The sequence below is a fragment of the Pseudomonas sp. B21-019 genome (genome assembly GCF_024749225.1).
Taxonomy (GTDB): Bacteria; Pseudomonadota; Gammaproteobacteria; order Pseudomonadales; family Pseudomonadaceae; genus Aquipseudomonas.
In genome coordinates this window covers 3,604,419-3,620,273 of record NZ_CP087193.1, presented here as the reverse complement: position 1 = coordinate 3,620,273, position 15,855 = coordinate 3,604,419, and the positions used below count along the sequence as shown (strand labels likewise).

16 protein-coding genes and 1 pseudogene are annotated in these 15,855 nt (G+C 59.6%); 3 read left to right on the top strand and 14 right to left on the bottom strand.

The window, feature by feature from the left end:
• Nucleotides 1-4: 4 nt before the first annotated feature.
• From LOY36_RS16070 to LOY36_RS16060, 3 genes are all read right to left on the bottom strand, one after another.
• On the bottom strand, nt 5-1,297 hold the full coding sequence (locus tag LOY36_RS16070) for an MFS transporter (protein WP_258668783.1): 1,293 nt from the start codon (nt 1,295-1,297) through the stop codon (nt 5-7).
• 171 nt (nt 1,298-1,468) lie between these two features.
• Nucleotides 1,469-2,542: a sensor domain-containing diguanylate cyclase gene (locus tag LOY36_RS16065; RefSeq protein WP_258668782.1), complete on the bottom strand. Its 1,074-nt coding sequence runs from the start codon at nt 2,540-2,542 to the stop codon at nt 1,469-1,471.
• Between the two features lie 211 nt (nt 2,543-2,753).
• The gene (locus LOY36_RS16060) at nt 2,754-3,215 is read right to left on the bottom strand and encodes a hypothetical protein (RefSeq protein ID WP_258668779.1); all 462 of its coding nucleotides are present in this window, start codon (nt 3,213-3,215) and stop codon (nt 2,754-2,756) included.
• A 273-nt stretch (nt 3,216-3,488) separates the two neighbouring features.
• Between LOY36_RS16060 and LOY36_RS16055 the strand changes: the two genes are divergently transcribed.
• Nucleotides 3,489-3,827, top strand: a complete 339-nt coding sequence (locus LOY36_RS16055) for an FKBP-type peptidyl-prolyl cis-trans isomerase (protein ID WP_018929733.1) — start codon at nt 3,489-3,491, stop codon at nt 3,825-3,827.
• Between the two features lie 130 nt (nt 3,828-3,957).
• On the opposite strand, the gene LOY36_RS16050 is transcribed toward LOY36_RS16055, so the two are convergent.
• The 4 genes and pseudogenes from LOY36_RS16050 to LOY36_RS16035 form a co-directional block, all read right to left on the bottom strand.
• On the bottom strand, nt 3,958-4,410 hold the full coding sequence (locus LOY36_RS16050) for a hypothetical protein (RefSeq protein ID WP_309475214.1): 453 nt from the start codon (nt 4,408-4,410) through the stop codon (nt 3,958-3,960).
• 25 nt (nt 4,411-4,435) lie between these two features.
• On the bottom strand, nt 4,436-4,675 hold the full coding sequence (locus tag LOY36_RS16045) for a pyocin S6 family toxin immunity protein (protein WP_258668776.1): 240 nt from the start codon (nt 4,673-4,675) through the stop codon (nt 4,436-4,438).
• 197 nt (nt 4,676-4,872) lie between these two features.
• Nucleotides 4,873-5,022, bottom strand: a pseudogene (locus tag LOY36_RS16040) (S-type Pyocin); the annotation flags it as partial.
• A gap of 438 nt (nt 5,023-5,460) precedes the next feature.
• The gene (locus LOY36_RS16035; protein ID WP_258668775.1) at nt 5,461-6,579 is read right to left on the bottom strand and encodes a cytochrome P450; all 1,119 of its coding nucleotides are present in this window, start codon (nt 6,577-6,579) and stop codon (nt 5,461-5,463) included.
• Between the two features lie 81 nt (nt 6,580-6,660).
• On the opposite strand from LOY36_RS16035, the gene LOY36_RS16030 reads away from it, so the two are divergent.
• The gene (locus tag LOY36_RS16030) at nt 6,661-7,425 is read left to right on the top strand and encodes a helix-turn-helix transcriptional regulator (protein WP_258668774.1); all 765 of its coding nucleotides are present in this window, start codon (nt 6,661-6,663) and stop codon (nt 7,423-7,425) included.
• Here the strand turns inward: LOY36_RS16030 and LOY36_RS16025 are convergent.
• Complete coding sequence (locus tag LOY36_RS16025) at nt 7,422-8,030, bottom strand: LysE family translocator (protein ID WP_258668773.1); 609 nt, start codon at nt 8,028-8,030, stop codon at nt 7,422-7,424. The genes LOY36_RS16030 and LOY36_RS16025 overlap by 4 nt on opposite strands.
• A 105-nt stretch (nt 8,031-8,135) precedes the next feature.
• Here LOY36_RS16025 and LOY36_RS16020 point away from each other — a divergent pair, with 105 nt between their 5' ends.
• Nucleotides 8,136-9,062: a LysR substrate-binding domain-containing protein gene (locus tag LOY36_RS16020; protein ID WP_258668772.1), complete on the top strand. Its 927-nt coding sequence runs from the start codon at nt 8,136-8,138 to the stop codon at nt 9,060-9,062.
• Here the strand turns inward: LOY36_RS16020 and LOY36_RS16015 are convergent.
• From LOY36_RS16015 to LOY36_RS15990, 6 genes are all read right to left on the bottom strand, one after another.
• Complete coding sequence (locus LOY36_RS16015) at nt 9,052-9,393, bottom strand: hypothetical protein (RefSeq protein WP_019648879.1); 342 nt, start codon at nt 9,391-9,393, stop codon at nt 9,052-9,054. The two genes, LOY36_RS16020 and LOY36_RS16015, sit on opposite strands and share 11 nt — an antisense overlap.
• Nucleotides 9,394-9,528: 135 nt before the next feature.
• Complete coding sequence (locus LOY36_RS16010) at nt 9,529-10,548, bottom strand: branched-chain amino acid aminotransferase (RefSeq protein WP_258668770.1); 1,020 nt, start codon at nt 10,546-10,548, stop codon at nt 9,529-9,531.
• 301 nt (nt 10,549-10,849) lie between these two features.
• Entirely contained in the window at nt 10,850-12,232 is a 1,383-nt protein-coding gene (lpdA, locus tag LOY36_RS16005; RefSeq protein ID WP_258668769.1) for a dihydrolipoyl dehydrogenase, read from the bottom strand.
• A gap of 7 nt (nt 12,233-12,239) precedes the next feature.
• Nucleotides 12,240-13,514: a dihydrolipoamide acetyltransferase family protein gene (locus LOY36_RS16000; RefSeq protein WP_258668767.1), complete on the bottom strand. Its 1,275-nt coding sequence runs from the start codon at nt 13,512-13,514 to the stop codon at nt 12,240-12,242.
• Nucleotides 13,515-14,573, bottom strand: coding sequence for an alpha-ketoacid dehydrogenase subunit beta (locus LOY36_RS15995; RefSeq protein WP_019648882.1), 1,059 nt, complete (start codon nt 14,571-14,573; stop codon nt 13,515-13,517). It lies immediately after the preceding gene.
• Nucleotide 14,574: 1 nt separating this feature from the next.
• Nucleotides 14,575-15,810 carry a 3-methyl-2-oxobutanoate dehydrogenase (2-methylpropanoyl-transferring) subunit alpha gene (locus LOY36_RS15990; RefSeq protein ID WP_018929723.1) on the bottom strand — a complete coding sequence of 412 codons (1,236 nt, stop codon included), beginning with the start codon at nt 15,808-15,810 and terminating at the stop codon, nt 14,575-14,577.
• Nucleotides 15,811-15,855: the final 45 nt, after the last annotated feature.

The following is a 15,855-nucleotide window of genomic DNA, read 5'->3' as shown; positions in this document are numbered from 1 at the left end:
TGGTTCACGACACGGCCGGTTGCAGGCGGCCAGAGGCACGGCGATAGAGAAACAGCGTCGCGCACAGGGCACAGAGCGCGGCGAAACTCATCCAGTAACCGGGTGCGGCCTTATCGCCGGTGTACTGGATCAGGAAGGTCGATATGGCCGGTGTGAAACCGCCGAACACCGCCGTCGCCAAGCTATAAGCCAAAGAGAAACCTGCGACCCGAACCTCGACCGGCATGATTTCCGTCAGCGCGGCGATCATCGCGCCGTTGTACAAGCCATAAATGAACGACAGCCACAGCAGCACCAACAGCATGTTGATGAAGCTCGGTGCTTGCACCAGATAAGTCAGCGCTGGGTAGGCCGTGGCCAACGTCAGCAACGCCATGGTGATCAGTACTGGGCGACGACCGATGCGATCCGAAAGCGCACCGCCAATCGGCAACCAGAAAAAATTCGAAACGCCCACCAGCAAGGTCACCAACAGCGCATCGGAGGTATTCAGGTGCAGCACGGTTTTGCCGAAGGTCGGCGCGTACACGGTGATCAGATAGAACGCGGTAGTGGTCAGGGCGACCATCATCATCCCGGCGAACACGATGACCCAGTTCTGTCCCAGGGTGCGGAACACGTCGCCCATGCTTGGCCGATGTTTGCGGGCGGCGAACTCTTCGGTTTCTTCCAGGTTACGGCGCAGGAAGAAGATGAAAGGCACGATCATGCAGCCGACGAAAAACGGAATCCGCCATCCCCAATCGGCAATCATCGTCGGCGCCATCCATTGGTTCAGACCATAGCCCAAAGCCGCCGCGACGATGATCGCCACTTGCTGGCTCGCTGATTGCCAACTGGTGAAGAAACCTTTGTTGCCGGGAGTGGCGATCTCCGCGAGGTACACCGATACACCGCCCAGTTCCGCACCGGCCGAGAAGCCTTGCAACAATCGGCCGATCAGCACGATGGCCGGGGCGAACAGCCCGATGGTTTCGTATCCGGGCACCAGCACAATCAGAATCGTACCGCTGGCCATGATCGACAGGGTGACGATCAGCCCTTTGCGGCGCCCCACATCATCGATGTAAGCGCCCAGTATCACGGCGCCCAACGGACGCATCAGGAAGCCGGCGCCGAACACCGCGAACGTCATCATCAGGGACGCAAACTCGCTGCTGGCAGGGAAAAATACGGCAGCGATCTGTGTGGCATAGAAGCCGAAAAGGAAGAAATCGAATTGCTCGAGGAAGTTGCCCGAGGTCACTCGGAAAATCGCACTGGTCCGGGAGCGACCGGAATGGATTGATGCTGTCATTGACGTGTACTCCACCGCTTTTATGACGTGCACTGCCTGGACGCGGTGCACGGTTCTTATTGGGGTGGATAGTGGAGCAGGGACATCGATATGTTAATTGCATAGTTGGTATGTATTGATGCATGAAGCGGATCAATTCTGCCGACCCAGAGACGCGGCGTTTACCCAAGGCTATTCGCTGTGAACGCGTATCGGGCTGATGTTCCCCAACCGATACTGATTATTCCCACTGCGCTTGGCCTCATACATCGCCAGGTCGGCAATGTGAATCAACCGGTCCATGCTCGGCGCATGGTCCGGGAACACCGCAACCCCAAGGCTGCTGCCGATGTGGCGCTGGTCGTTGCCGATGGTCACCGGCGGTGCGAGTTCGATGAAGATTTTCTGGCAGATGCTGCGAGCTTCGTCTTGCAGGCTGTTGCCTTGGGGAAGGCCCTGGAGGATGACCACGAATTCGTCGCCGCCGATTCGGGCGACGGTGTCGGTTGAGCGCAGGATTCTCTTCAGGCGTGTCGCGGTGGTGATCAGCACGCGGTCGCCGGCCGCATGGCCATAGTGGTCGTTGATCGCCTTGAACCCATTGAGGTCGACAAACACCAGTGCCACCCGCGTGGTGCTGAGGCGGGCCTGTTCCAGGGCATTGGACAGGCGTTCTTCGAGCACCAGGCGATTGGGCAGGCCGGTCAGCGGGTCATAGTGGGCCAGGTGTTGCAGGTAACTGGCGGAGGCTTTTTCTTCGGTGATGTCGCGTACCACGCCCATCATCTTGATCGTTGCGTCATGCTCATTCTTGACCACATTGCCGGTTTCCCGCAGCCAGCGGATGCTGCCATCCGGCCAGACCACGCGGTATTCCTCGTCGTGGTTTTCGCCGGTTTCAAGGCAACGCAGTTCACCGGCGCGGACCTTGACCCGGTCGTCCGGGTGTACGCAGGAACAGAACAGGGCGTAGGAGGGCGTCACCTCGCCGATCTTGAACCCGAACATCCCGTAGATTGCATCCGACCAATAGAGCTTGTCGGTATCGACCTCCCAGTCCCAGGTGCCGATGCGGGCGAAGTATTGGCTGCGTTTGAAGCGCTCGGCGTCTCCTTCCTGGTGGATGCTTTGTCCCTCGGTGAGGCTGTCGATCAGCGCACGACACTCCGCCAACTGCTTTTGCAACGAACGATCGCGCCAGATCAGCGCGATGATCAGGGCAAGGGTAAGTGAGCCGATGGTGACGTCGGTCCAGAGCTGACTCATTGAGGAATTGCGCTCATGGCGTATCGAACCGTGGGGGAGGTGGCGGGTATATTAAGGCTCTGTACGAAAAACTGCCTGCGTGTCGATCATGCTGCGTTAAAAACAGGCTCGGAATGCTCATTTACAACCCGTAAACTCCGCTTCTTCGCCTGTTTTTGCCTGATCGACACTCGGCGACTTTTCGTACAGACCCTGGCAAGCAGGAGGTGGGTCAGCGCGCCACTGACGGTTGGGTCGCGACCGAGACGGTGAAGGTCACGACAAACAGCACGACGAGTACCCAGAACATCACCATGACTGTCAGCATGACGACCTTCAGGCTTTGATAAAGCCTACGCAACCAATGGCCTTCGGGTTTTGCTTCTGAGCGGGTTTTGAGTACGCCTTTCAGATAGAAGCCGAGGAGGGCCAGCAGTGCGCCATCAATCAACAGCGCAGGCAGGCCGGCTTCGGGGAAAATGCTTCCCCACCGATAGAATGACGACCGGCTCAGGAACACCACATAACAAATGAGGCTGCCGTAGGGGATGGCTCTCCACCATTTACCGGCCAGCGCTCCGACCATCAGGCACATAATCACCATGAACGGGTTGAGGAGAATATTGATCATCCACTCCAGTACGTTGGGGAAGTAGCCCGGGGAATGGATGCTGCGCCAGATGTGTTCAAACATTGTTCAGGCTCCTGCCTTCTATGGAGTAAGTGCTGCTTCGGTGCTTCCGTGCCGCTGCACGGTATCGGCGTATTGTCGGGTTACATAAGTCCTGTTGTGTAAATTTGGGTCTGTACGAAAAGTCGCCGAGTGGCGATCAGGCAGTTTTCGTATAGTGCCCAGTTCACGACCACTGCCGGATGCAGAGCGAAATGGTTGCCAATGGCCTGCATTTCTGGGAAAACGGCGCCCATCAAGCCCGCTCGGGCAGGCGCACAGATAGAGTGAAATGTCATGAATGATGAGTTGCAGGTAATCGACCTTGAAGTGGGCGACGGCAAAGCCGCCGTCAAAGGAGCGCTGATCACCACCCAATATCGCGGGTGGCTGGAAGACGGCACTGAGTTCGACTCCTCCTACAGCCGGGGCAAGCCTTTTCAGTGCGTGATTGGTACCGGGCGGGTGATCAAGGGCTGGGACCAGGGAATCATGGGCATGCAGGTCGGCGGTAAGCGCAAGTTGCTGGTGCCGGCGCACCTGGCCTACGGCGAGCGCTCGATGGGGGCGATTACGCCGAATTCGAATCTGATTTTCGAGATTGAATTGCTGGAAGTGCTGACGCGGGATGATTGATGGGCGAGTGAATTGAAATGATTAACCCCGCTGTTTCTGAGAGGAGAGAGCGGGGTTTTTGCTATCTGTGGCGAGGGGGCTTGCCCCCGTTGGGTTGCGCAGCGACCCTGAAACCTGTGCATGCGGCGTTTCAGGGAATCTCCACTCGCCAGTTTTGCGGCTGCTGCGCACCCGAGCGGGAGCAAGCTCCCTCGCCACAATTCAGTGTTCGGTTCGCGGAAAAAATGTTCTTTTGCCTAAACGGCGAATCAGGGAATGCCTCAATATCATCAAGGGTGTCCGCCACAATCCCTTCCAGGGAGGGAAATTTCTCCTTCACCTTCTCAAGGGCCGGGATGACAGCACCCACGTCCAGATCAACATGTCTGCGGGCTATGTGGCCTAGCGCGGTGATGGCAGATGCTGCAACTGATTCGGACTCACTCTCAAGGTACTTCAGACAGGTGTTCTGAGCCCTGGACTTGTCTTGTTCATTCAGGCCAATAGAAATCAATGCGGCGACAACGCTGGTTTCTACGCCGCTAGCTAGAAGTCTCGTCGCTTCCTCGTGGCTCATTGTTGGATCTTGGTAGAGAAGGCTCACTTTTTAACTCCCATCTCAGTTGTACCTACTCTCGCACCCCTATGAAGAGATCCAGTTCGGTCGGTAATTGCTCATTGAGAGCTATTGCGATTTGTTGGATTTGCTCGCCGGTTAGTAACCATTCTCCATCCGCGCTTTCTTCAAGACTTTTCCAGCCAAGAACACCCATTACCGCGACTTCAATCTCAGGTCGAACTGTAAAGTCGTACTTTAGGGAATCATCTTCGTCATCACCTTTTAAAAAACCACTGATCCATAAAAACATAAATAACCTCCTAATTTATTTCGTGGTGGTTCTGCCGGGTTTCGCGGGGTCTATCTGTTCACCTGTTTCGTGGTTGCTGTCGCCCAAACTCGACGGCCACAGCAATGCAACCATTCCGGCCAAGGCTCCAGCTGCAACACCAGCGGGCACTACGCCTGCGCCAGCAGCACCCATCCCGGTGCCAGCAGTGCCAACTCCGCCTGCTGTCGGGCCAACATGTCATCATAGGATTTTTGCCTGGCGTCGCGCTCTGCCAGTTCAGTGGCGGTCATGTAGCGGCTGGTGATGTGGTGCCCGTCGCCTGACGGTGGGTTTTGAACCCGAGGTATGTCTGTTTTTCGAGCCATGAGCGTCCTGGTTTCATCTTTTGAAAGCGATGCGGACGCTATATCAAAGGGCATTTGATAGATGTAGGACGGGTCTGAAACTCTGGCCGCAGTTACAAATGGCGCTTGTCGCTATGCGCTGAGCTCGATTTTACGGGTGTGCCCGGTCGGCGTAGGAGCTGCCGAAGGCTGCGATCTTTTGATCTTTGGCGGCAGTTGAATCATTTAAGATCAAAAGATCGCAGCCTTCGGCAGCTCCTACATTGGGATCGGCGCAGTTTTATGATCGTTCCCACATAGAAGTTGGAACGATCAGCACGTTAAGCCTCCTGCGGATCGATCTTGTCCAGCGCCCGACTCACCGCCAGCTTGCCCAATATGATGACTGCTGAACCCCAGGTACTGTGTTGCGATGCGTACCCAAGCGGGCCTGCTCGCGATGAACGATGACACGCTCTGTCAGGCGTTCGGCAGATCAGTAAACAAAGGAATGCGCCCGTTAAGGGAAGGGCGGTAGTGCCAGGTCAACCGACCCAAAGCAGGTTTCATCGCCAGGATCTCAACCAGCGTCGCGCGGGCGATACTCAAGGCCAGCGCCTGCCCTGGGCATTGATGACGGCCGGCGCCGAAGGTGAAGCTGCGGCGGTTTGGGCGCTCGAGCAGGAACGTATCGGGATCGTCATTAAGCTGCGGATCACGATTGGCCGAGGCCAGCAGCACCAGAATCACGTCGCCGGGGTTCAGGTTCACGCCGTCGATTTCGCAGGGCGCTGCGACGAAGCGGCGGGTGTTTTGCACTGAAGGATCGAAGCGCTGCACTTCGGCGATCAGCTCGCCAATCTGAGTCAAATCGAGCTGCGGGTTGCGATTCAATGCCAGTAGCGCATTGCCGATCAGCCCGGCGGTGGCTTCACAGGTCTGGGAGAACAGGCCGATCAGGTTGGCGATCAAGGTTTCCGGGTCGGTCGAGGTGGCGAAGCGCTGCCGGATACCGGCGAGCAGGGCGCTTCGATTGTTCGGATCAGCCAGAAGCTCGATGAAATATCCCTTCAGCTGTTCTGCCGCAACATGGGCGGTGTCCAGTTGTGCCTGATTGCTGAGGGGCGACAGGCAGGCGACGAAGTCTGCGGTCAGCTCGCTGATGGCCCGGCCCTGAGCCGGAGAAAAGCCCAGCAACGCTGCCACCACGCAGACCGGCCCGCGAAACATCGCCGTGTACAACCCATCGGCGCCAGGGGTAATCAACCGAGCGGCTACCCGTTCGTTGACCTCGTTCACATCAATCAGCGCCAGCCCTGGCTCAATCGCCGTCCTCGGGCAACGCTGCCGCTCGCCCTCATTCATTCGCATCAACTGACCGAACACTTTACCGGCGATGCCCTGAGCAATTGCCTTGGGCACCGGCTCATGCGCCGGCCGCACATGGCAATCCGGATGCGCCAGCACGGCAGCGACCGCTCGGGCGCTGCTGGCCACCCACAGTTTCAGTCCCTGATGAAAAACCAATCCACCCTCGGCACGCAGTTGCGCGTAATAGGGGTAAGGGTCGGCGTGAGTCGCAGCGATGATCGGGTCCATGGGTCGCAGCCTTATCGATGGTTGAAAAGTGTTGCTACTATCTCTAGTCCGAAAGGGCCTTGATTCGTCCGGGAGCGAAATATGAACGCAGAACAACACGACGTCGGCGTCTCTCAAGTGGCCGCAGCGATTGCAGAGCCTGCGCGGACGAAAATCCTCTGCTCGCTGATGGACGGCCACGCCCGTACCAGCACCGAGCTGGCGGCGGTTGCCGAAGTCAGCGCCTCGACCGCCAGCGCACACCTGGCCAAGCTCAAGGAACTGGCGCTGGTGCGTTTGCACGTTCAGGGCCGCCATCGCTATTACAGCCTCGCGGACAAACGCGTGGCCCAGGCACTCGAAGCACTGATGGTGATCGGCCAGAACGCCGCGCCGACGTTCAACCCGCGCACCCCGGACCGCCTGCAATTCGCCCGCACCTGTTACGACCACATGGCCGGCACGTTGGCGGTGGTGCTACATGACCGGATGATCGACGCGGGGTGGTTGCTGCAAACCGATGAGCAGGCTTATCGATTGAGCGACAGTGGTGAAGCGTTGTTCGAAGGATTGGGCATCGACGTCAAAGACCTCGGCACCTTGCGCCGCCGCTTCGCCTGCCCGTGCCTGGACTGGAGCATGCGCCGGCCGCACCTTGGCGGTGCCTTGGGCGCGGCGTTGTTGCAAACGGCGATCAAACGCCAATGGGTGACGCAGGACCTGGACAGTCGGGCGTTGGCGTTGACAGCGGTGGGGCGCAAGGAACTCAGTCGCCGGTTCGCCGTTGAACTGCCGGTTCAGGGAACGATAGCGCCAGTCACGTCCACCGAGAACAGGCGCCGCGCGATCGCCAGTCCTGCGACTTAGCGACTGGTCGAGGCCATGAGTACTCCAAAGCCGGCGAAGGTCACGCCCGAGACTTTCGCGGCCAGCCAGGAACCCTTCGAGCTCGACAACCAGCCTTTGGCGGCGTTGGCGAGCAAGGCATAGCTGCCATGCACCAGGATCACCAGTACGCCGTAGGAGGCGACCAGCTTGATGAACTGGCTGTAGAAGTGCGCCGAAGTGTCGATGAATTGCGGGAACACTGCCAAAAAGAAAAACACCGCCTTGGGGTTCAGAAGCTGCATCGAAGCCGCTTCAAGGAAGCGATAACCCGGGCTTGAGGGGCGCGTTTCAGGTAGCGTGCTGAAACGATCCGAGCGCCAGCTTTTGTAGCCCAGGTACAACAAATAGGCAGCCCCTGCGTATTTCAACGCGGTAAAGGCATTCGCGGAGGTGCTGAGTATCAGGCCAACACTGGTGGCGCTGATGGCAGCGACGACAAACGCCCCCGACGCGATCCCCAGAATGCCCGGCACGGCGCCCCTCCAACCGTGGCGCACCGCGTTGGACAGGGTCAGGACCACACCAGGCCCCGGGCTCAAAATGGTCAGGGTGGCGAAGAGTACAAAGAGTCCGTAACTGTTCATGGCTTGCTCCGTCAGGTGGCATTGGCTGCGTGCTGGCAGATTGGCGTGGCGAGGAGGGTGTGACAAACGCTTTAATTACGGCGCATAGGTGACTAAATTAGACGCATGATGGATCAACTACCGCCTCTTAATGCTGTTCGCGCCTTCGCCGTTGCTGCTCGTCATCAGAGCTTCAGCCTGGCGGCCGAAGAGCTGCATGTCAGCCACAGTGCCGTCAGCCGGCACATCAAATTGCTCGAGGAGTACCTGGGTGTGCTGCTGTTCGAGCGGCGTATCCGTCAATCGGTGCTCACGCCAGCCGGACAGCGCTTCTATGAGCAGGTCAGCGCCGGGCTGTCGCAGATCGCCAATGCCGCCACTGCGCTCAAGCAGCATGCCTCGCTGCCTACGGTGAAGATCAATGTGCGTCCGTCCTTCGCCATGCTTTGGCTGACGCCCAGGCTGGCGGATTTCGTTGCGCAGCACCCCGGCATCAAGCCGCAGGTGATCACCCAGACCCAGGCACCCGATCAGGCACGCGACGGGTTCGATATCGTCATTCGCCGTGGTCGCGATGATTGGGCACCGGCGATTGAGGCGCGAGCGCTGTTCGAAGACGAACTGTTGCTGGTCGCGGCGCCATCGCTGATCGAGCGCCTGCCACTTGAAGACCTCACGTCCCTGAGTCGGCATACATTGCTGACTGCCAAGGCACGCCGCGAAGACTGGCACAATTGGGCCATGCACTTTGGTCAAGGCCAGTCAGCCACTCAGCTAACCCGGCAGTTCGATCACATGCACCTGGTGCTTGAGGCCGCAGTCGACGGACAGGGCATTGCCCTGTGCCCGACCTCTTTGTTGGGCAGCCATATCTCGAGCGGACGCCTGATCTGCCCGCTGCCCGAGTTGCGCATGCCGTTGCCGCGTTATTACTACGGTGTTGCGCCGGACGTGACGGCGCACACGCGGATCTTTGTGGAGTGGTTGTTCGCCCGAATCGCTCAGGATGAGCTGAGTTGGCAAACACCTCGTGCCGTGACCGCTACGCCCTGAAGTCCCAGACAATCTCCACCACCCGCACCGCCAGCACCAGGTAAACCAGAAACAGAATGATCTGAAACGAGGTGTGATACTGCAACCTGGACAGCCGGCGTATTCCGTCGCTGATATTGAGCAACATCAGCAGCGCTGACGTTGCAATCAACCCCCAACCGGCGAGGCTTGAAGCGAACAATCCCATGAACACGTGATGGCCGCCATGCAACGCGTTGGTGCCCGCCGCGAACAGCAGGGCGCACACCAGTAGGTTCTTGATGTTGTCGAACACTTGCGAGGTGAAGTCGGTGTCCAGCAAGGCCAGATACTTTCGCCAGAATTTACCCATGGTTTTGGTGGCACCTGTTGATGGTGGTTGCACGTGGCAAGTCTAGTGACGTTTTGCGCGAAACGCGGGCGAAAAAAAGCCCGGCCTTCAATGTGATGGCCGGGCTTTTGTGTTCAAACGGACAGTCGCCTCAGATCAAACCTTGACGATCCAGCCCGCTGGCGCCTCGATGTCGCCGGTCTGTACACCGGTCAGCTCTTTGTAGAGCTTCTGGGTGACCGGGCCGACTTCGGTTTCGCTGTGGAACACGTGCAGCTTGTCGTTGTAGCTGATGCCGCCGATCGGGGTGATCACCGCGGCAGTACCGCAAGCACCGGCTTCCTTGAAGTCGGACAGCTTGTCGATGAACACGTCACCTTCAACCACTTCCAGGCCCAGACGGGTCTTGGCCAGTTCGATCAACGACAGACGGGTGATGCCCGGCAACACCGAAGGGGAATTCGGGGTGACGAACTTGTTGTCGTGGGTGATCCCGAAGAAGTTGGCCGAGCCGACTTCTTCGATTTTGGTGTGGGTCAGCGGATCCAGGTAGATGCAGTCGGCGAAGTGTGCCTTCTTGGCTTGGGAGCCAGGCATCAGGCTGGCGGCGTAGTTGCCACCGACCTTGGCTGCGCCGGTGCCTTGTGGGGCTGCACGGTCGTAGCTGGAGATCAGGAAGTTGTGCGGGGTCAGGCCGCCCTTGAAGTAGGCGCCGACCGGGATGCAGAAGATCGAGAAGATGAACTCGGGCGCGGTACGCACGCCGATGTTGTCACCCACGCCGATCACGAACGGGCGCAGGTACAGCGCGCCGCCGGTGCCGTAAGGCGGGATGAAACGCTCGTTGGCGCGGACCACGTCCTTGCACGCCTCGATGAACTGTTCGGTGGACACTTGCGGCATCAGCAGACGCGCGCAGCTGCGTTGCATGCGCAGAGCGTTCTGATCCGGACGGAACAGGTTGATCGAACCGTCCTTGCAACGATAGGCCTTCATGCCTTCGAAGCATTGCTGGCCATAGTGAAGGGCAGTGGAGCCTTCGCTGATGTGCAGCACGTTGTCTTCGGTCAGGGTGCCTTTGTCCCACTCGCCATTACGCCAGTGCGACAGATAGCGCTTGTCTGTTTTGATGTAGTCAAAACCCAGCTTGTCCCAATTGATGCTTTCGTTACCCATGACACCCTCTATCACTTAACAACCGCCGAAACGGTTCAAGGCTTCTGACATTTTTCTGGATGGGGACAACAATACTTCATTCCGGGCCTAAATCGCAGCCCGGATTACGAACTCCGCGACCATCGATGCACCTCGTTGTAGCAGCTGTCGAGCACCGCGAGGCAGCGTTCGGCGACGAAGTCGTCGTAATCCGCCTGACGCGGTCTGCCTGAAAGAATGCGATGACCGGTTTTGCGACGGCTTCGCCGCCGAACGCTGCCTCGCGGTGCTCGACAGCTGCTACCAAGGGTTGCGTTAGTCTTTAAAGGTGCAGCGCGTGGCCCAACGCACGCAACGCCGCTTCCTGCACCGCCTCGCCGAGCGTCGGATGCGCGTGGATGGTGCCGGCGATGTCTTCCAGCCGGGCGCCCATTTCCAGGCTCTGACCGAACGCCGTCGACAACTCCGAAACACCCACGCCTACCGCCTGCCAGCCAACAATCAGATGATTGTCACGCCGCGCCACGACCCGCACGAAGCCGCTTTTCGACTCCAGCGTCATCGCCCGGCCATTGGCGGCGAACGGGAAGCTCGACACGATGCAGTCCAGCCCCGCAGCCTTGGCCTCGTCCGGGGTCTTGCCGACCACCACCAGTTCCGGGTCGGTGAAACACACGGCGGCAATGGCGGTCGGGTTGAATTCGCGGTGTTTGCCGCTGATCAGTTCGGCAACCATCTCGCCCTGGGCCATGGCCCGGTGGGCGAGCATCGGTTCGCCGCTGAGGTCGCCGATGGCGTAGACGTTGCGCATGCTGGTCTGGCAACGGTTGTCGATCTTGATCGCCGAACCGTTTATGTCCAGGTTCAAGGCTTCGAGGTTCCAGCCCTGGGTGTTGGGTTTGCGACCGACGGCCACCAGCACCTGATCGGTTGCAAGATTCAGGATGTCGCCGTTCGGGTCACGAACTTGTAGAGAATTTATATATGAATCAAAGCCTTCAACGCTGTGCTTCAAGTAAAGTTTCACGTCGAGTTGTTTGAGTGCTTCGTGCACCGGATGGGTCAGTTCGGCATCGTAGGCCGGCAGAATACGATCCTGCGCCTCGACCACGCTGACCTCGGCGCCGAGTTTGCGATAAGCAATCCCCAGCTCCAGACCGATGTAACCGCCACCGACCACGACCAGTCGTTTCGGCACGCTTTTCGGCGCCAGTGCTTCGGTGGAAGAGATGATCGGCCCGCCAATCGGCAGCATTGGCAGGTTGACGCTTGTCGAACCGGTGGCCAGCACCAGGTGCTCGCACTGAATCCGCGTGTCGCCGACTTCAACGGTTTTGCCGTCGATCACTTTCGCCCAGCCGTGGATGACCTGGACCTTGTGCTTCTTTAATAGTGCCGAGACGCCAGTGGTCAGGCGATCGACGATGCCGTCCTTCCACTCGACGCTTTTGCCGATGTCCAGGGTCGGCGCCGATACGCTGATGCCCAGCGCCGAGTATTGGCTGTGGTGCTGTGTCTGATGGAACTGTTCGGCGACGTGGATCAACGCCTTGGACGGAATGCAGCCGATGTTCAGGCAGGTGCCGCCCAACGATTGGCCTTCCACCAGAATGGTCGAAATGCCCAACTGACCGGCACGGATCGCTGTCACGTAACCGCCAGGGCCGCCGCCAATGATCAGCAGCGTGGTGTTTAAAGTTTGCATGCCTGACTTACTCCACAAACAGGGTAGCGGGTTGTTCGAGCAAGCCACGAACGGCCTGGATGAATTGCGCCGCGTCCATGCCATCGACCACGCGGTGATCGAAGGAGCTGGAGAGGTTCATCATCTTGCGGATCACGATCTGGCCTTTGATCACCATTGGTCGTTCGACGATTTTGTTCACGCCGACGATCGCCACTTCTGGCAGGTTCAGCACCGGCGTGCTGACGATGCCGCCCAGGGCGCCGAGGCTGGTCAGGGTGATGGTCGAGCCGGACAGCTCATCGCGGCTGGCCTTGCCAGTGCGTGCAGCCGTGGCCAAACGGGAGATCTCCGCGGCGTTGTCCCACAGGCTGCGGGCTTCGGCGTGACGCACCACCGGCACCATCAAACCGATGTCGGCTTGCGTGGCGACGCCCACATGCACCGCGCCGAGGCGGGTGATGACCTGGGCCTCGTCGTCGTAACGGGCGTTGATCTGCGGGAAGTCGCGCAGGGCCACGACCAAGGCGCGCACCAGGAACGGTAGCAACGTCAGTTTGCCGCGGGTCGCACCGTGTTTTTCGTTCAGGTGTGCGCGTAGCTCTTCGACGGCCGTGACGTCGATTTCTTCGACGTAACTGAAGTGGGCGGCACGCTGGGTGGCGTCCTGCATGCGTTGGGCGATCTTGCGGCGCATGCCGATCACCGGGATTTGCTGTTCGTCGTTACGCTGGGCGTAAGCGGAGCTGGCGGTCGATGCGTTCGACTGACCCTGAGCCAGATAAGCCTCGAGGTCTTCGTGCAGAATCCGCCCGGCAGGGCCGCTGCCACGCACCAGACGCAATTGAATGCCGAGGTCCAGCGCATGTTTGCGCACGGCCGGGGAGGCCAGCGGACGTTCATCGGCTTCACGCGCGACCATCGGTCCTTGGCAAGCGGCAGCCGGACGCGGGGCCGCTGCAGCCGGTGTGCTTTCTACGACGGCTTCAACTTTCGGCGCCGCCACAGGTGCTTCTTTAATAACAGCCGCTGGCGCAGTCGATTCCTTAACGTTGCCCGCGCCTTCGACTTCAATGCTGATCAACACGCTGCCGACCGCCATGACTTCGCCTGGCTGTCCGCCCAGTGCAATCACCTTGCCGTTCACCGGCGAGGGGATGTCGACCATCGCCTTGTCGGTCATGACATCGGCCAGCACCTGATCTTCGACGACCATGTCGCCGACCTTGACGTGCCACTGAGACAATTCAACTTCTGCAATGCCTTCGCCAATGTCCGGCATTTTAATAACGTGCGTGCCCATTCAGACCTCCATAACCCGATGCAAAGCCGCGCCCACACGGGACGGACCAGGGAAATACGCCCACTCTTGCGCGTGCGGGTAGGGGGTGTCCCAACCGGTCACGCGCTCGATTGGCGCTTCCAGGTAGTGGAAGCAATGCTCTTGCACCAGCGCGACCAGCTCGGCGCCGAATCCGCAGGTACGGGTCGCTTCGTGAACAACTACGCAGCGTCCGGTTTTCTTCACCGACTTGACGATGGTTTCCAGATCCAGCGGCCACAGGCTGCGCAGGTCGATGACTTCGGCGTCGATGCCGGTTTCTTCAGCGGCGACTTGCGACACATAAACCGTGGTGCCGTAGGTCAGGATGGTCACATCCTTGCCCGGACGGGTGATGGCGGCAACATCCAGCGGCACGGTGTAGTAACCGTCCGGCACTTGCGCGGCCGGGTGCTTCGACCATGGGGTCACCGGGCGCTCGTGGTGACCGTCGAACGGGCCGTTGTACAGACGTTTTGGCTCGAGGAAGATCACCGGGTCATCGTTTTCGATGGAGGCGATCAGCAGGCCTTTGGCGTCGTAAGGGTTGGATGGCATGACGGTGCGCAAGCCGCAGACTTGGGTGAACATCGCCTCGATGCTCTGGCTGTGAGTCTGGCCGCCATAGATGCCGCCGCCGCAGGGCATGCGCAGGGTCATCGGCGCGGTGAACTCGCCGGCCGAGCGATAACGCAAGCGCGCCGCTTCGGAAATGATCTGGTCCGACGCCGGGTACACGTAGTCGGCGAACTGGATCTCGGCCACCGGCCGCAAACCGTAAGCACCCATGCCCACGGCGACGCCGACGATGCCGCTTTCGGAAATCGGCGCATCGAATACGCGGGAGGTGCCGTACTTGGTCTGCAGGCCTTCGGTGCAACGGAACACACCACCGAAATAGCCCACGTCCTGGCCGAACACCACGACGTTGTCGTCACGCTCAAGCATCACATCCATGGCCGAGCGCAGGGCCTGGATCATGGTCATGGTGGTCGTGGTCATGGCGGTTTCCAACTGAATATTATTGTTGTGATCGTTCATGTCAGATCCCCAACTCCTGACGCTGGCGCTTCAAATGCTCCGGCATCTCTTTGTAGACGTCTTCGAACATGGTCGCGGCGCTCGGAATCTGACCGCCGGCGAGGGTGCCGTACTGCTCGGCTTCTTTCTGCGCGGCGATCACTTCGGCTTCCAGTTCGGCGCTGACGGCGGCGTGTTCCTCTTCGGACCACTGACCGATTTTGATCAGGTGCTGCTTGAGGCGTGCAATCGGGTCACCCAACGGGAAGTGACTCCAGTCGTCGGCAGGACGGTATTTGGAAGGATCATCGGAGGTCGAGTGCGGGCCGGCACGGTAGGTGACCCATTCGATCATGGTCGGACCGAGGTTGCGCCGCGCGCGTTCGGCAGCCCAGGCGGATGCAGCGTAGACCGCGTAGAAATCGTTGCCATCGACCCGCAGGGAGGCGATGCCGCAACCGACGCCGCGTCCGGCAAAGGTGGTGGCTTCACCGCCGGCAATCGCCTGGAACGTCGAGATCGCCCACTGGTTGTTGACCACATTGAGGATCACCGGCGCACGGTACACATGGGCGAAGGTGAGGGCGGTGTGGAAGTCCGATTCAGCAGTGGCACCGTCGCCGATCCACGCCGAGGCGATTTTGGTGTCGCCCTTGATCGCCGAGGCCATGCCCCAGCCCACCGCCTGGACGAATTGGGTGGCGAGGTTGCCGGAAATGGTGAAGAAACCGGCCTCTTTGACCGAGTACATGATCGGCAACTGACGGCCCTTGAGCGGATCGCGCTCGTTGGACAGCAGTTGGCAGATCAGGTCCACCAGCGGTACTTCGCGAGCCATCAGGATGCTTTGCTGACGGTAGGTGGGGAAACACATGTCGTCGATGTTCAGGGCCAGGGCCTGGGCGCTGCCGATGGCTTCTTCGCCGAGGCTCTGCATGTAGAACGACATTTTTTTCTGGCGCTGGGCGACCACCATGCGGTTGTCATAGATCCGCGTCTTGAGCATGGCGCGCATGCCTTTACGCAGGATCTCGACGGGTACGCCTTCAGCCCATGGGCCGAGGGCATTGCCCTGGTCGTCGAGCACGCGAATCAGGCCTTTGGCCAGATCAGCGGTATCGGCCGGTTCTACGTCGATTGGGGGTTTGCGCACCGTGCCGGCATCGGTCAGATGCAGGTAGGAGAAGTCGGTTTTGCAGCCGGGACGGCCCGAAGGTTCGGGAACGTGCAGGCGCAGCGGTTCGTACGCTTGGTTCATGGCTTCTACGCTCGATCTTGTGAATTTCTTGTAGTGAGCTGGCAG

Excerpts from the sequence above, each read along its gene's own strand:
- LOY36_RS16060 (WP_258668779.1), bottom strand. The coding sequence starts at position 3,215 with ATGTTTGAACACATCTGGCGCAGCATCCATTCCCCGGGCTACTTCCCC.
- lpdA (WP_258668769.1), bottom strand. The coding sequence starts at position 12,232 with ATGCAAACTTTAAACACCACGCTGCTGATCATTGGCGGCGGCCCTGGC.
- LOY36_RS16010 (WP_258668770.1), bottom strand. The coding sequence starts at position 10,548 with ATGGGTAACGAAAGCATCAATTGGGACAAGCTGGGTTTTGACTACATC.
- LOY36_RS16020 (WP_258668772.1), top strand. The coding sequence starts at position 8,136 with ATGATGGATCAACTACCGCCTCTTAATGCTGTTCGCGCCTTCGCCGTT.
- LOY36_RS16035 (WP_258668775.1), bottom strand. The coding sequence starts at position 6,579 with ATGGACCCGATCATCGCTGCGACTCACGCCGACCCTTACCCCTATTAC.
- LOY36_RS16025 (WP_258668773.1), bottom strand. The coding sequence starts at position 8,030 with ATGAACAGTTACGGACTCTTTGTACTCTTCGCCACCCTGACCATTTTG.
- LOY36_RS16015 (WP_019648879.1), bottom strand. The coding sequence starts at position 9,393 with ATGGGTAAATTCTGGCGAAAGTATCTGGCCTTGCTGGACACCGACTTC.
- LOY36_RS16030 (WP_258668774.1), top strand. The coding sequence starts at position 6,661 with ATGAACGCAGAACAACACGACGTCGGCGTCTCTCAAGTGGCCGCAGCG.
- LOY36_RS15995 (WP_019648882.1), bottom strand. The coding sequence starts at position 14,573 with ATGAACGATCACAACAATAATATTCAGTTGGAAACCGCCATGACCACG.
- LOY36_RS16065 (WP_258668782.1), bottom strand. The coding sequence starts at position 2,542 with ATGAGTCAGCTCTGGACCGACGTCACCATCGGCTCACTTACCCTTGCC.
- LOY36_RS16045 (WP_258668776.1), bottom strand. The coding sequence starts at position 4,675 with ATGTTTTTATGGATCAGTGGTTTTTTAAAAGGTGATGACGAAGATGAT.
- LOY36_RS16000 (WP_258668767.1), bottom strand. The coding sequence starts at position 13,514 with ATGGGCACGCACGTTATTAAAATGCCGGACATTGGCGAAGGCATTGCA.
- LOY36_RS15990 (WP_018929723.1), bottom strand. The coding sequence starts at position 15,810 with ATGAACCAAGCGTACGAACCGCTGCGCCTGCACGTTCCCGAACCTTCG.
- LOY36_RS16055 (WP_018929733.1), top strand. The coding sequence starts at position 3,489 with ATGAATGATGAGTTGCAGGTAATCGACCTTGAAGTGGGCGACGGCAAA.
- LOY36_RS16070 (WP_258668783.1), bottom strand. The coding sequence starts at position 1,297 with ATGACAGCATCAATCCATTCCGGTCGCTCCCGGACCAGTGCGATTTTC.